This window comes from Stenotrophomonas sp. 01N47 (genome assembly GCF_056399165.1).
Genome location: NZ_JBFTQU010000001.1, coordinates 1 through 14429, shown reverse-complemented (window position 1 = coordinate 14429; position 14429 = coordinate 1). Strand labels below are relative to the sequence as shown.

General features: G+C 66.3%; 14 protein-coding genes. All 14 read left to right on the top strand.

Annotated elements, in window-relative coordinates; all coding sequences use genetic code 11:
• The first annotated feature begins 67 nt into the window (after nucleotides 1–67).
• The gene (locus AC1DKR_RS00070) at nucleotides 68–1012 is read left to right on the top strand and encodes a chemotaxis protein (RefSeq protein ID WP_025879111.1); all 945 of its coding nucleotides are present in this window, start codon (nucleotides 68–70) and stop codon (nucleotides 1010–1012) included.
• A gap of 139 nt (nucleotides 1013–1151) precedes the next feature.
• Entirely contained in the window at nucleotides 1152–1547 is a 396-nt protein-coding gene (gene flgB, locus AC1DKR_RS00065) for a flagellar basal body rod protein FlgB (RefSeq protein WP_478030172.1), read from the top strand.
• Nucleotides 1548–1550: 3 nt separating this feature from the next.
• Nucleotides 1551–1958, top strand: a complete 408-nt coding sequence (gene flgC / locus AC1DKR_RS00060) for a flagellar basal body rod protein FlgC (protein ID WP_025879109.1) — start codon at nucleotides 1551–1553, stop codon at nucleotides 1956–1958.
• 23 nt (nucleotides 1959–1981) lie between these two features.
• Complete coding sequence (locus AC1DKR_RS00055) at nucleotides 1982–2665, top strand: flagellar hook assembly protein FlgD (protein ID WP_025879108.1); 684 nt, start codon at nucleotides 1982–1984, stop codon at nucleotides 2663–2665.
• Between the two features lie 32 nt (nucleotides 2666–2697).
• Nucleotides 2698–3921, top strand: coding sequence for a flagellar hook protein FlgE (gene flgE / locus AC1DKR_RS00050; protein ID WP_032974827.1), 1224 nt, complete (start codon nucleotides 2698–2700; stop codon nucleotides 3919–3921).
• Between the two features lie 32 nt (nucleotides 3922–3953).
• Complete coding sequence (locus tag AC1DKR_RS00045; RefSeq protein ID WP_025879106.1) at nucleotides 3954–4703, top strand: flagellar basal body rod protein FlgF; 750 nt, start codon at nucleotides 3954–3956, stop codon at nucleotides 4701–4703.
• A 103-nt stretch (nucleotides 4704–4806) separates the two neighbouring features.
• Complete coding sequence (flgG, locus tag AC1DKR_RS00040) at nucleotides 4807–5592, top strand: flagellar basal-body rod protein FlgG (protein ID WP_025879105.1); 786 nt, start codon at nucleotides 4807–4809, stop codon at nucleotides 5590–5592.
• A gap of 22 nt (nucleotides 5593–5614) precedes the next feature.
• Nucleotides 5615–6307 carry a flagellar basal body L-ring protein FlgH gene (flgH, locus tag AC1DKR_RS00035; protein ID WP_025879104.1) on the top strand — a complete coding sequence of 231 codons (693 nt, stop codon included), beginning with the start codon at nucleotides 5615–5617 and terminating at the stop codon, nucleotides 6305–6307.
• Nucleotides 6308–6309: 2 nt separating this feature from the next.
• Nucleotides 6310–7452 carry a flagellar basal body P-ring protein FlgI gene (locus AC1DKR_RS00030; protein ID WP_025879103.1) on the top strand — a complete coding sequence of 381 codons (1143 nt, stop codon included), beginning with the start codon at nucleotides 6310–6312 and terminating at the stop codon, nucleotides 7450–7452.
• Nucleotide 7453: 1 nt separating this feature from the next.
• Nucleotides 7454–8647 carry a flagellar assembly peptidoglycan hydrolase FlgJ gene (flgJ, locus tag AC1DKR_RS00025; protein ID WP_025879102.1) on the top strand — a complete coding sequence of 398 codons (1194 nt, stop codon included), beginning with the start codon at nucleotides 7454–7456 and terminating at the stop codon, nucleotides 8645–8647.
• 8 nt (nucleotides 8648–8655) lie between these two features.
• A complete protein-coding gene (flgK, locus tag AC1DKR_RS00020) occupies nucleotides 8656–10536 on the top strand; it encodes a flagellar hook-associated protein FlgK (RefSeq protein ID WP_312111250.1) in 1881 nt (626 codons plus the stop codon).
• Nucleotides 10533–11735 carry a flagellar hook-associated protein FlgL gene (gene flgL, locus AC1DKR_RS00015; RefSeq protein ID WP_033831049.1) on the top strand — a complete coding sequence of 401 codons (1203 nt, stop codon included), beginning with the start codon at nucleotides 10533–10535 and terminating at the stop codon, nucleotides 11733–11735. The genes flgK and flgL overlap by 4 nt, the downstream gene beginning before the upstream one ends.
• Nucleotides 11736–12102: 367 nt before the next feature.
• Nucleotides 12103–13323, top strand: a complete 1221-nt coding sequence (locus AC1DKR_RS00010; RefSeq protein WP_223485473.1) for a flagellin — start codon at nucleotides 12103–12105, stop codon at nucleotides 13321–13323.
• A 72-nt stretch (nucleotides 13324–13395) separates the two neighbouring features.
• Nucleotides 13396–14429, top strand: a 1034-nt coding sequence (locus tag AC1DKR_RS00005) for a flagellin (RefSeq protein ID WP_478030166.1), incomplete at its 3' end; no start/stop codon positions are given.

Genomic DNA, 14429 nt, shown 5'->3' with positions numbered 1-14429 from the left:
ATCTTCTCGGGACCCGCCCTGCATACAGGCCCTCAAGTTCCACCCTGCCCGCGCCGATACAGCAGCCATGTCCCATGACCTGCTCAACCGGATCGACCAGCGAACCCGACTGGCCGGCCACAATCGCCTGGCGCTGCTGCTGTTCCGCCTCGGCGGACGTCAGCTTTTTGGCGTCAATGTCTTCAAGGTGCAGGAAGTGCTGCGCCGCCCGGAACTGTTCCAGGTGCCCGGCCTGCCCGGCCAGTTCGCCGGCGTGGCCGACGTGCGCGGCCGTTCGGTGCCGGTGCTGGACCTGGGCCTGGCCATCGGCCACCCGGAGCGCGAGCCCGACGCTGACACCGCACCCGGTTACCTGGTGGTGACCGAGTTCAACCGCTCGATCCAGGGCTTCCTGGTCAGCGGCGTGGAGCGCATCGTCAACATCGCGGTGGAAGACATCCACCCGCCGCCGGAACTGGGCGCTGAATCGAGCTACCTGACCGCGGTGACCCGCTTCCAGGGCGAGCTGATCCAGGTGATCGACGTGGAAAGCGTGCTGGCCGACATCGCCCAGGTGCGCGGTGAGGCCGTGCTCGACCCGGCCATGGCGATGCCCGCCGACGCCCCGCAGCTGCAGGTGCTGGTGGTGGATGATTCGCGGGTGGCCCGCCAGCAGATCCGCAGCGTGCTGGACCAGCTGGGGGTGGGCGCGACCCTGCTCTCGGACGGCAAGCAGGCGCTGGACCACCTGCTGCAGATCCATGCCTCGGGTGAAAACCCGGCCGAACGCTACGCCATGGTGATCTCGGACATCGAGATGCCGGCGATGGACGGCTACACGCTGACGACGGAAATCCGGCGCCATGCCGGCCTGTCCGGGCTGTACGTGCTGCTGCATACCTCGCTGTCGGGCGTATTCAACAATGCGATGGTCGAGCGCGTGGGTGCCAACGCCTTCGTCGCCAAGTATTCGCCGCACGAGCTGGCCGACTTCGTGCTGGACCGCCTGCGCAAGGTGGCGATGGCGGCGTAAGGCCGCCTCGATACGGTAGTGCCGGCCGCTGGCCGGCACCCCGTTGTGTCTGAGGTTGCCGGCCAGCGGCCGGCACTACCCCTCAGGGTTTGGCACACCGCTTGCAGCTTCCCGGGCAACGTTCCCGTGGGAGTGCACCGTGCGCAACCTGATTACCGACTACCTGGGCGTCCATGCCCAGGCAATGCCGTTGCGCGAACAGCGCATGAAGCTGCTCGCCAGCAACCTCGGCAATGCCGACACCCCCGGCTACAAGGCCCAGGACCTGGACTTCGATTCGGCCCTTCGCCATGCGCAGGGGCTGGATGCCAACGGCCTGATGACCACCACCAACGAGCAGCACTACGAAATCGGTAGTGGCCTCAACCCGTTCCAGGTGGCCCGCGAGGGCGTACAGCCCAGCATCGACGGCAACACCGTCGACCCCGATGCCGAACGCGCCGCCTATGGCCGCGCTGCACTGGAATACCGCGCTTCGCTGAGCTTCGTCGAAAGCAAGGTGCGTTCCATGCTCACCGCGATCACGGGGCAATAAGCCATGAGCAACCTGCCGATCTTCGATATCGCCGGCTCCGCGCTGCAGGCGCAGTCGGTGCGCATGAGCACCATCGCCTCCAACCTGTCCAACGCTGACAGCATCGCCGGTTCGGCCGACGCGGTGTACAAGCCGCTGGAACCAATTTTCCAGGCGGTGACCAGCAAGACCGATCCGAACATCACCTCGGTGCAGGTGAAGGAGATCACCCAGAGCAACGCGGCGCCGATCAAGCGCTACGAGCCAGGCCATCCGCTGGCCGACGGCGATGGCTACATCTACCAGCCCGACGTCGATCCGGTGGCGCAGATGGTCAACCTGATCTCGACCTCGCGCAATTACCAGGCCGGCGTGGAGATGTTGACCACCGCCAAGGAACTGGCCCTGGCCACCCTGACCATGGGCCGCTGAGGCCCGCTGCACCGGACACCGCCATGACCACTGCCGTCAACAACCAGAGCAACCAGGACGTCTACGCCGCACTCGGCCTGAACGCCCCCAACAGCAACGCCACCAAGAAGAAGAACACGTTGGACCAGGCCGATTTCCTGCGCCTGATGACCGAGCAGCTGCAGCACCAGGATCCACTGAAGCCGATGGACAACACGCAGATGGTCTCGCAGATGGCGCAGATGTCGACCGTGCAGGGCATCACCGATCTGAACAAGTCGGTGAAGGGCTTCCAAGAGTCGATGGCCAGCGACCAGGTACTGCGTGGCGCCGCGCTGGTCGGCCACCAGGTGCTGGTGCCGTCGGAAAAGCTGGTGCTGGAGAAGGAAGGTTCGGTGGAAGGCACGGTTGCCGCGCCGGCCGCGGGCATCGTCACCGTGGACGTCACCGACGCCAACGGCGCCAAGGTCACCTCGATCAGCGTTGAAGCCAAGGCCGCCGGCGAGACCGCGTTCACCTGGGATGGCAAGGATGCCAACGGCAAGCGCATGGAGCCGGGCAAGTACAACATCGTCGCCAACCACGTCGACACCACCGGCAAGAGCACCAAGCTGTCCACCTTCGTACAGGCACCGGTGGAAAGCGTGACCGTCGGCTCCGACGGCCTCTACCTGAACCTCAAGGGCCTGGGCACGGCCCCTCTCGACTACGTGCTCCGCGTCAGCTGAGCCGCACCTACCGCATCCAACAGGAGCATCCCATGGGCTTCAACATTTCCCTGTCCGGCATCAACGCTGCCAACTCGGACCTGAGCGTCACCGCCAACAACGTGGCCAACGTCAACACCACCGGCTTCAAGCAGTCGCGTGCGGAATTCGCCGACCTGTTCGCCGCCACCAGCTACGGCCTGTCCAAGAACGCGATCGGCTCGGGCGTGCGTGTTTCCAACGTGGCCCAGCAGTTCATCCAGGGCAACAACGAGCAGACCGGCCGCAGCCTGGACATGGCCATTTCCGGTGAGGGCTTCTTCACCATGAACATGAACGGTGCACGCGTGTACTCGCGCGCCGGCAACTTCCAGACCGACGCCGCCGGCTACGTGGTCAACCCGCAGGGCGCACGCCTGCAGGTGTTCGCTCCGAACGCCGACGGCACCAACTTCGACGCCGGCCGCCTGGTCGATCTGCAGTTGCTGACCACCGACAGCCCGCCCAAGCAGACCAGTGAGGTCAAGGTCGGCTTCACCCTGCCGGGCAATGCCAAGCAGCCGACGGTGACCACCTTCGACCCCACCAATTCCAACAGCTACAGCCATTCCAGCGGCGGCATCACCGTGTATGACTCGCTGGGCGTCAGCCACACCCAGGTGTCCTACTTCGTCAAGGAAGCGGCCACCAACGCCTGGACGGTGCACAACTACGTCGATGGCCAGCCGGCCGGTACGCCGACCCCGCTGACCTTCGACAACGCCGGCAAGCTGACTGCACCGGCCAACGGCAAGATCAGCCTGGGCACCTTCACCCCGACCACCGGCGCCGGCGTGCTGAACATGACGCTGGATGTGAGCGGCTCGACCCAGTACGGCGAGAAGTTCGCCCTGCGCAACACCCAGCAGGATGGCTACGCGGCCGGCAAGCTCAACGAAATCACCGTTTCGGAAACCGGCGTGGTGTTCGCCCGCTATTCCAACGGCGACGACAAGCCGCTGGGCCAGGTTGCACTGACCAGCTTCAACAATCCGCAGGGCCTGGAACAGAAGGGCAACAACCTGTGGGTGGAGACCTTCGATTCGGGCACGCCGCGCACCGGCGCCGCCGACACCTCCAACCTCGGCAAGATCCAGGCCGGTTCGCTGGAATCCTCCACCGTCGACCTGACCGAACAGCTGGTCAACATGATCACCGCGCAGCGCAACTTCCAGGCCAACGCGCAGATGATCACGACCCAGGACCAGATCACCCAGACCGTCATCAACATCCGTTGATGACCTGCTGACCCTGTCACGGAACTCCCCGCATGGATAAAGCCCTTTACGTGGCGATGACCGGTGCCCGCGCCTCCCTGCAGGCGCAGGGAACGCTCAGCCACAACCTCGCCAACTCGGACACCCCCGGCTTCAAGGAAGCGCTGGCCAACACCGAAGCCTTCCCGATCCGTGGCCCGGGCTTTGCCTCGCGGGTGGATGCACTGCATGTCGATGCGGGCTTCAACCGCACGGCCGGCGCGCAGCACATCACCGGCAAGCCGCTGGACCTGTCGTTGCAGACCGGCACCTGGCTTGCCGTGCAGTCCACCGATGGCAGCGAGGCGTACACCCGTGGCGCCGCGCTGTCGGTGACTCCGAACGGCCAGCTGGTGACCTCCAGCGGCCGTCCGGTGCTGGACGACAACAACAACCCGATCGCGATTCCGCCCTACCAGGCGATGGAGATCGGCAACGACGGCACGATCTCGATCATCCCGCAGGGCGAAGGCCCGCAGACGATGGCGATGATCGGCCGGATCAAGGTGGTGCAGGCGCCGGATGATCGCCTCGAACGCGGCCTGGATGGCCTGTTCCGCAATACCGATCCGCTGCAGCCGTTCGCCCAGGCGCAGGGCACGGCGGTGCACAGCGGCCAGCTGGAAGGCAGCAACGTCGATGCCGCCGGCGCGCTGGTGCAGATGATCCAGCTGCAGCGCCAGTACGAAATGCAGGTGCAGGTGATCAAGCACGGCGATGACAACGCGCGCAGCGCCAACAGCCTGTTGCGCCTGGGCAGCTGACGGAATTCCGGCACCGGCCCGCGCCGGTGCTGGCACGCCGCTTGCACTCACTACCCCATGGGCCGCACCGCGCGGCCGGCTTCACCCAGACAGGACTCCGAAGATGAACCAGGCATTGTGGATCGCGAAAACCGGACTGGATGCGCAGCAGATGCGCATGTCGGTGGTTTCCAACAACCTCGCCAATACCAACACCACCGGCTTCAAGCAGGACCGCGCCAGCTTCGAGGACCTGCTGTACCAGCAGGTGCGCCAGCCCGGCGGTTCCTCTTCGGCACAGACCCAGCTGCCCACCGGCCTGCAGATCGGCACCGGCGTGCGCGTGGTGGCCACCGCCAAGAACTTCGAGCAGGGCAGCCAGCAGCAGACCGGCCGCGCGCTTGACGTGATGGTCAACGGCCGCGGTTTCTTCGAAGTGCAGATGCCCGACGGCAGCTCGGCCTACACCCGCGACGGCTCGTTCAAGATCAACCAGGACAGCGAGCTGGTCACCAACAGCGGCTACCCGGTGCAGCCGGGCATCCAGATTCCCGAAGGCGCGCAGTCGGTGACGATCGGTACCGACGGCACCATCAGCGTGAAGATGGCCGACGGCGCGGCATCGGTGGAAGTCGGTGCATTGACCCTTACCGACTTCGTCAATCCGGCGGGCCTGCAGGCACGTGGTGAAAACCTGTTCCTGGAAACCACCGCCTCCGGCCCGGCGCAGAACGGCAATCCCGGCCTGAACGGCCTGGGCACCGTGGTGCAGGGTGCGCTGGAAGGCAGCAACGTCAACGTGGTGGAAGAGCTGGTGTCGATGATCGAAACCCAGCGCGCTTACGAAATGAACGCCAAGGCGATCTCGACCACCGACTCGATGCTCGGCTACCTCAGCAACAAGCTCTGACCGCCCTCACCGGGAAACTGCCATGTCGCCCCTTTCTTCCTTCGCCCGTACTGCCCTCGCCTGCGCCGTGGCTGCCCTGCTCGGCGGCTGCGTGATCGCTGGCGACGTGCGCCCCTATCCGACGATGGCGCCGTTGCAGCCGATCATGCCGCCGCAGGCCGAACCGACTGCCGGCGCGATCTACGCCGCCGGCCCGACCCTGCAGCTGTATTCGGACCGCCGTGCGCGCGATGTCGGCGACCTGCTGACCATCACCCTGCTGGAAAACACCACCGCGCAGACCAGCGCCAACACCGCCACCAACAAGGAATCGAACCTGAGCCTCGGCACGCCGTCGATTCTCGGCGCACCGGTCACCCTGGGCGGTAAGGACATCCTGAGTGCAACGGCCAAGGGCGCACGCGACTTCACTGGCAAGGGCAACAGCGCGCAGAGCAACCGCCTGCAGGGCAACGTGACCGTGACGGTGGTGCAGCGCCTGCCCAATGGCAACCTGGTGGTGCAGGGGCAGAAGAACCTGCGCCTGAACCAGGGTGATGAGCTGGTGCAGGTACAGGGCATCGTGCGCCCCGGCGATATCAGCGCGGACAACACTGTGCCTTCCAGCCGCGTGGCCGAAGCGCGCATCGTCTATGGCGGCCGCGGCCCTGTTGCGCAGTCCAACGCGATGGGTTGGCTGAGCCGCTTCTTCAACTCCGGCCTGACGCCGTTCTGAGTATGGCCATGAAACTCTCCTTCTCTTCTTCCTGGCAGCGACGCGCGGCGTCGCTCTACTGTGCCGTGTTCATGGTCTTTGCGGTGGCTGCCCCCGCCAGCGCCGAGCGCATCAAGGACCTGGCCCAGGTGGGTGGCGTGCGCGGCAATGCACTGGTGGGTTACGGCCTGGTGGTCGGCCTGGATGGCAGCGGCGACCGCACCAGCCAGGCGCCCTTCACCGTGCAGAGCCTGAAGAACCTGCTGGGCGAGCTGGGCGTCAACGTACCGGCCAACGTCAACCCGCAGCTGAAGAACGTGGCGGCGGTGGCGATCCACGCCGAACTGCCGCCGTTCGCCAAGCCCGGCCAGCCGATTGACATCACCGTATCCTCGATCGGCAACGCCGTGTCGCTGCGCGGTGGCTCGCTGCTGATGGCGCCGCTGCGCGGTGCCGACGGCCAGGTCTACGCGATTGCCCAGGGCAACCTGATCGTGGGCGGCTTCGGTGCACAGGGCAAGGACGGTTCGCGCGTCTCGGTGAACGTGCCCAGCGTCGGCCGCATTCCCAACGGTGCGACCGTTGAGCGCGCCCTGCCCGATGTGTTCGGCGCCAGTGGCGAGATCACCCTGAACCTGCACAACAGCGATTTCACCACCATCTCTCGGATGGTCGGTGCGCTCAACAATGCCTTCGGCGAAGGTTCGGCGCGTGCCGTGGACGGCGGCACCGTTGCCGTGCGTGCGCCCACCGACGCCGGTGCGCGCATCGGCCTGCTGGCCCGTATCGAAAACCTGGAACTGACCCCGGGCGCTGCACCGGCCAAGGTAGTGGTCAACTCGCGTACCGGCACCGTGGTCATCGGCCAGCAGGTGCGTGTCGGCCCGGCCGCGATCTCGCATGGCTCGTTGACGGTGACCATCCAGGAAAACACCAACGTCAGCCAGCCCAACGCTTTTGCCGGTGGCCAGACCGTGGCCACGCCGCAGTCGACCATCACCGCCACCAACGATGGCAGCCGGATGTTCAAGTTCAACGGCGGCACCACCCTGGACGAGATCGTGCATGCGGTGAACGCCGTTGGCGCGGCGCCGGGTGACCTGATCGCGATCCTGGAAGCACTGAAGCAGGCCGGCGCCCTGAGCGCCGAGCTCGAGGTGATCTGACATGCGCATCACTCCCGCATTCGAACTCAGCCCGGCCCAGCAGAACGACCCGGCCAAGATCGACAAGGTCGCGCGCCAGCTTGAAGGCCAGTTCGCGCAGATGCTGGTCAAGAGCATGCGTGACGCCAGCTTCGGCGATTCGCTGTTCCCGGGTGAAAACAAGATGTTCCGGGAGATGTACGACCAGAAGATCGCCGAGGCGATGACCCGCGGCAAGGGCCTGGGCCTGTCGAGCATGATCACCCGCCAGTTGTCCGGCGCGCAGGCCGATGGCCCGGCGCTGGATACCCGGGTGGACCCGGCCAAGGCCAGCCGCGCCTACCAGCTCAATGCGCCGGCGGCGCCGTCGCTGCCGCTGCAGGATGCCGGCCAGGCCGTGCGCATGCTGCAGCAGATGGCGGCCGGTGTGCAGGATGGCGCGCAGTCCTCTGTCGCCCCGATGGAGCAGGCGCTGGACCTGATTGCGGGCCGGGAAAGCAGCGGCATGCACCGTTCGCTGGGTACCGACGATCCCTATGCCGGTGCCATCGGTGGCGCCGATTGGGCCGCTGCCAGCGACCAGTGGGCGCCGACCGCCAGCAACCGCGGCAGCAGCGGCACCCCGGCCGATGCGCTGGCCACGCGCACCGCCGTCGCCCAGCTGGGCGCACATACCCCGGAAGGCTTCGTCGCCAGCATCTGGCAGCACGCGCAGAGCGCGGCCAAGGAACTGGGCGTGGACGCCCGCGCCCTGGTTGCCCAGGCAGCGCTGGAAACCGGCTGGGGCAAGCGCCAGATCAAGCATGCCGATGGCAGCACCTCGCACAACCTGTTCGGCATCAAGGCCACCGGCTGGAAGGGCCAGAGCGCTACCGCCGGCACCCATGAGTACGTCGATGGCGTGCGCCGCAACGAGACCGCCAGTTTCCGCGCCTACACCTCGCCTGCAGAGAGCTTTGCCGACTACGTGCGCCTGCTGAAGACCAGCCCACGCTACCAGCAGGCGCTGCAGGCCGGCACCGATGTGCAGGGCTTCGCGCGCGGCCTGCAACGCGCCGGCTACGCCACCGACCCGCGCTACGCGGCCAAGATCGCCGCGATCGCCGGCGGCCCGACCATCGAGCGCGCCGTGGCCGCCGTGGCCGACGCCGGCTCACGCATCGGCCAGACCTTCGCCAGCACCGCAACCGCGGCGCTGGGTATCACCCGTCGTTGAGGAACCCCATGTCCAGCGTACTTTCCACCGGTACCAGTGCCCTGCTCGCCTTCCAGCGTGCGTTGGCCACCACCAGCCACAACGTGGCCAACCTCAACACTCCCGGCTACAGCCGGCAGAAGGTCGACTTCGCCACCGCCACCCCGCAGAACTACGGCTATGGTGACGTTGGCAACGGCACCCGCATCGTCGACATCCGCCGCGCCGCCGACCAGCTGGCGATCTCGCGCCTGCTCGACAGCGGCGGCGAACTGGCACGCCTGAAGCAGCTCTCGGGCATGGCCGACCGGGTCAATGCCCTGTTCTCCGACGCGGCCACCAACGTGGCCGGGGTCTGGTCGAACTTCTTCGATACCGTCAGCGGCCTGTCCTCCAACGCAGCGGGCACGGCCGACCGGCAGAACATGCTCGATGGCGCCAAGGCCCTGGCCAACCGCTTCAGCCAGCTCAACACCCACCTGAACAACCTCAATGGCGAGGTCAACAACGGATTGATGGCCGGTGCCACCGAAGTCAACCGGCTGGCGTCGGAGATCGCGCAGATCAACGGTGCCATCGGCACCAACATCGCCAACGCGGCGCCCGACCTGCTGGACCGTCGCGACCAGCTGATCTCGCAGCTGGTGGGCTACACCGGCGGCACCGCGGTGATCCAGGACGGCGGCATCATGAACGTCTACACCGCTGGCGGCCAGGCGCTGGTGGTGGGCACCACTGCATCGAAGGTCACCACGGTGGCCGACCCGTACCAGCCCGAGCGCCTGCAGCTGGCGCTGCAGACCCAGGGCGGCACCATCACCCTGGACCCGAAGGCCGTGGGCGGCCAGATCGGAGGCCTGCTCGAATTCCGCGACACCGTGCTGACCCCGGCCCAGGCCGAACTGGGCAAGCTGGCTGTGGGCCTGGCCGAGACGTTCAACAGCACCCATCGCCAGGGCGTGGATCTGTACGGACAGATGGGCGGCGACTTCTTCAACATCGGCACGCCGCGTGTCACCGGCAATGCCGGCAACACCGGGACCGGTTCGATCACCGCCAGCTATGGCGACCTCGGCAAGCTGGAAGCACAGAACATCGTGCTCAAGTTCGATGGCAGCAACTGGGCCGCCAGCCGCGCCGACACCGGCGCCAGCGTGCCGCTGACCGGCACCGGTACCGCTGCCGACCCGTTGATCATCAACGGCGTGAAGCTGGTGGTGGGCGGCACCCCGGCGGCCAACGACCGCTTCCTGCTGCAGCCGACGGCTGGCGTGGCCGGCAGCCTGGAGATGGCGATCACCGATCCGTCGCGCATTGCCGCGGCCGCCGCCATCAAGGGCGCTGCCGCACTGGCCAACACCGGCACCGGCAAGCTGAGCGGCGTGACCGTGACCGATGCGGCCAACGCCAACCTGCGCAATCCGGCTGCGATCGTGTTCACCTCGGCCACCACCTACACCATCGATGGCGGCCCACCGCAGACCTACACGCCCGGGCAGACCATCAGCGCCAACGGCTGGAGCTTCGTGCTCGATGGCGTGCCGAAGAATGGCGACACGTTCAACATCACCCCGACCCCGGCCGGCTCGTCGGACAACAGCAATGCCACCAAGCTGTCCAAGGTGGAATCGGCCAAGGCGTTCAACGCCGGCACGGTGACGCTGGGTGGCGCATTGGGCGGGCTGACCACCCAGGTCGGTGCGGCAGCGCGTTCGGCGGAGTATTCGCTGGGGGCGCAGCAGGTGATCGCCGACCAGGCACAGGCAGCGCGTGACGAAGTGTCCGGCGTCAACCTCGATGAGGAGGCAGCCGACATGCTGCGCCTGCAACAGGCCTACCAGGCCGCCTCGCAGTTGATCTCCACTGCCGATTCCATGTTCCAGACCATCCTGGGAGCCGTGCGCCGATGAGCAACCGCATCTCCACCGGAATGATGTACAGCCAGTCGGTAGCGCTGATGATGGCCAAGCAGGCCAAACTCAGCCACCTGGAACAGCAGATCGCCACCGGCAGCAAGATCGTCAGCGCCAAGGACGATCCGGTCGCCGCAGGCGCTGCGGTGGGCCTGGACCGCAGCCTGGCCGCACTGGAACGCATGAAGCTCAATGGCAACAACGTGCAGAACCGCCTGGGCGTGCAGGAAAACACCCTGGCCCAGGTCAACGACCTGATGGCGCGCGTCAACGATCTGACCATCCAGGCCAGCAATCCCGCCTTGAGTGCGCCCGACAAGAAGACCCTGATCACCGAGTTGAACCAGATCCGCGAGGGCCTGCTGTCGCTGGCCAACAGCAGCGACGGCACCGGCCGCTACGTGTTCGGTGGCACCAACGACAGCGATCCGCCGTTCGCCAAGATTGACGGCAAGGTCGTCTATCGCGGCGACCAGACCCAGCGCCAGGTGGAAGTCGGCCCGGATACCTACGTGCGCGACGCCCTGCCCGGCAGCGAGATCTTCCTGCGCATCCCCACCGGCGATGGCTTCGTCGATGGCAGCGCAGCGGCAGGCAACGCTGGCAATGGCGTGCTGACCAACATCACCCGCGACGGCAGCGACAGCTGGAACGGGCAATCGTTCAGCGTGCGCTTCACCGCGGCCGACCAGTACGAAGTGCTCGACGGTGCCGGCAACGTAACCGGCACCGGTACCTACAAGGCCGGCAGCGAACTGGAGATCAATGGCGTTCGCCTGCAGATCGCTGGCGCGCCAGCAACAGGTGACAGCTTCAACGTGCAGGCCGCCAGCAGCCGCGACATCTTCGGCACCATGGACAAGCTGATCGCCGCACTGGATGCCGATACCGGTACCCCGGCGAAGATGGCCGCGCAGCAGAACGAGCTGCAGAGCGCATTGCGTGATGTCGGCCGCGCGGCGGAACGGATGATCGATTCGCGCGCTGCCGGTGGCGCGCAGCTGAAAGCGCTGGACAACGCGGCGGAGATGCGTGAGGCCAATGGCGTGACGCTGAAGACCACGCTGTCGGAGATGCGCGACCTGGACTACGCCGATGCGTTGAGCCAGTACCAGCTGGAAAGCACCGCGCTGCAGGCGGCACAGACGCTGTTCTCGCAGATGCAGTCGATGTCGCTGTTCAACAAGATCCGCTGATTCCACGCGCCAGCGCTGGAACCCAAGGCCGCGATGCCCTGCATCGCGGCCTTTTTCGTTTCTGCCGGGCATACGCCCCGCCGCCACCATTCAGCTTGCCTGGCAGGCGCCGATACCCCTTCTGGCGCCGGCCAGGTCCTGCCTGGCCGCCCGTTCCAGGCTTCACGCCGGCCCTTCCGTGTCGGCGGAAATCCCCGGAAAAACAGCTTTCAGCGACGAAATTCGGTTGCAACGAAATTCCCGGCTAAAGGTTGTTGACAAAGCGCCGTTATTCATTTGGCAACGGCGAAGCACACAGCCAAACAAAAAAATCAGGCGGCGCTTCGTTCCATTCACCAACGGGTTCCACATAAGAGGAGACGACCCCATGGCACAGGTAATCAACACCAATACGATGTCGCTCAACGCTCAGCGCAACCTGAGCACCAGCGGCAGCTCGCTCGCCACCACCATCCAGCGCCTCTCGTCCGGCCTGCGCATCAACAGCGCGAAGGACGACGCAGCCGGCCTGGCCATCAGCGAGCGCTTCACCACCCAGATCCGTGGTCTGGACGTAGCCATCCGCAACGCCAACGACGGCATCTCGCTGGCCCAGGTCGCCGAGGGCTCGCTGAACGAAGTCGGCAACAACCTGCAGCGCATCCGCGAACTGGGCGTGCAGGCCTCCAACGCCACCAACTCGGCCAGCGACCGCAAGGCGCTGCAGGCTGAAGTGACCCAGCTGGTCAGCGAAATCGACCGCGTCGCCAAGCAGGCCGACTTCAACGGCACCAAGCTGCTGGACGGTTCGTTCACCAGCCAGCTGTTCCAGGTGGGCGCCAACGCCGGCCAGGCCATCGCCATCAACAGCGTGGTCAACGCCAAGGCCGATTCGCTGGGCGCGGCCAGCTTCGCCAACGTCTACACCGGCACCAGCCTGGCTGCAGCCGACAAGGCCACCGCCGATACCACCTACTCCGGCCTGCAGATCTCGGTGACCCCGCCGGGCGGCGCCGCCACCACGGTCACCGTCAGCGACTTCACCGTGAAGGCAGGCGAATCGATCACCTCGGCCACCGCGGCCGCGATCAACAACAAGCTGGGCGAGACCGGCGTAGTCGCCTCCGTCAACGCCGGCGTGGTCAGCCTGGCCTCGGTCAAGGACGGCCAGACCTTCGCTCTGGGCGTCAGCGCGGCGACCCCGCCGACCGGCGCCACCGCCGCCACCATCGCCGGCCTGGGCCTGACCGAGACCAGCACCAACGGCGGCACGCTGACCGGTGCAACGGCCAGCTTCGTCAAGGACCTGAACGTCACCACGGCCGAAGGCGCACAGAAGGCGATGTCGATCGTCGACAAGGCCCTCGAATCGGTCAACAGCGTGCGCGCCGACCTCGGCGCGATCCAGAACCGCTTCACCTCGGTGGTCGCCAACCTGCAGACCTCCTCGGAGAACCTGTCCGCATCGCGCAGCCGCATCCGCGATACCGACTTCGCCAAGGAAACCGCCGAGCTGACCCGCACCCAGATCCTGCAGCAGGCCGGTACGGCCATGCTGGCCCAGGCCAACCAGGTACCGCAGAACGTGCTCAGCCTGTTGCAGCGCTGACATGAGCCGCCCCCGGGGCACGTCGGGGGCGTCTAACCCAACTCACGTGCAACCGCTCAAGGACCTCTCCTCATGGCACAAGTAATCAACACCAACACGATGTCGTTGAATGCTCAGCGTAACCTGAGCACCAGCGGCAGCTCGCTGGCCACCACCATCCAGCGCCTGTCCTCCGGTTCGCGCATCAACAGTGCCAAGGACGATGCGGCCGGCTTGGCGATCTCCGAGCGCTTCGGCACCCAGATCCGCGGCACCGACGTGGCCATCCGCAATGCCAACGACGGCATTTCGCTGGCACAGGTCGCCGAAGGTTCGCTGACCGAAATCGGCAACAACCTGCAGCGCGTCCGCGAGCTGTCGGTGCAGGCCTCCAACGCCACCAACTCGGCCAGCGATCGCAAGGCGCTGCAGGCCGAAGTGACCCAGCTGGTTTCGGAAATCGACCGCGTCGCCAAGCAGTCGGACTTCAACGGCACCAAGCTGCTGGACGGCACCTTCTCCAGCCAGCTGTTCCAGGTCGGCGCCAACGCTGGCCAGGCCATCGCAATTGATAAGACCATCGATGCCAAGGCCAATGCCCTGGGCGGTGCGCAGTTCGCCACCGGCGCTCTGGCCGTCACCGTGCCGGCTGACGGCACCACCGCTGGCACCATTACCGGCCTGTCGATCACCGACAGCAAGGGCAACGCCGTCAGCTTCGCCGACCTGAAGGTAGAGGCTACCGGCACCGCCGCCGGCACCCAGAAGGCTACGGCCACCGCGCTGTCGGCAGCGATCAACGCCAAGATCGGTGAGACTGGCGTCTACGCCGAAGTCAACGCGGCCGGCACCGGCGTGGACCTGACCTCGGTCAAGGACAGCGTGGACAAGGACGGCGCCTTCAAGGGCTTCGCCGTGGCCGTCACCGGTGGCACCTTCACCGCTGGCCAGACCGCTCCGGCCGTAGCTGCCAAGCAGTTCGCGGACAAGCTCGACGTGTCCACCGTGAAGGGTGCACAGCAGGCAATGGAAGTGGTCGACAAGGCCCTGGGTGCGATCAACAGCACCCGCGCCGACCTCGGTGCGATCCAGAACCGCTTCACCTCGGTGGTTGCCAACCTGCAGAC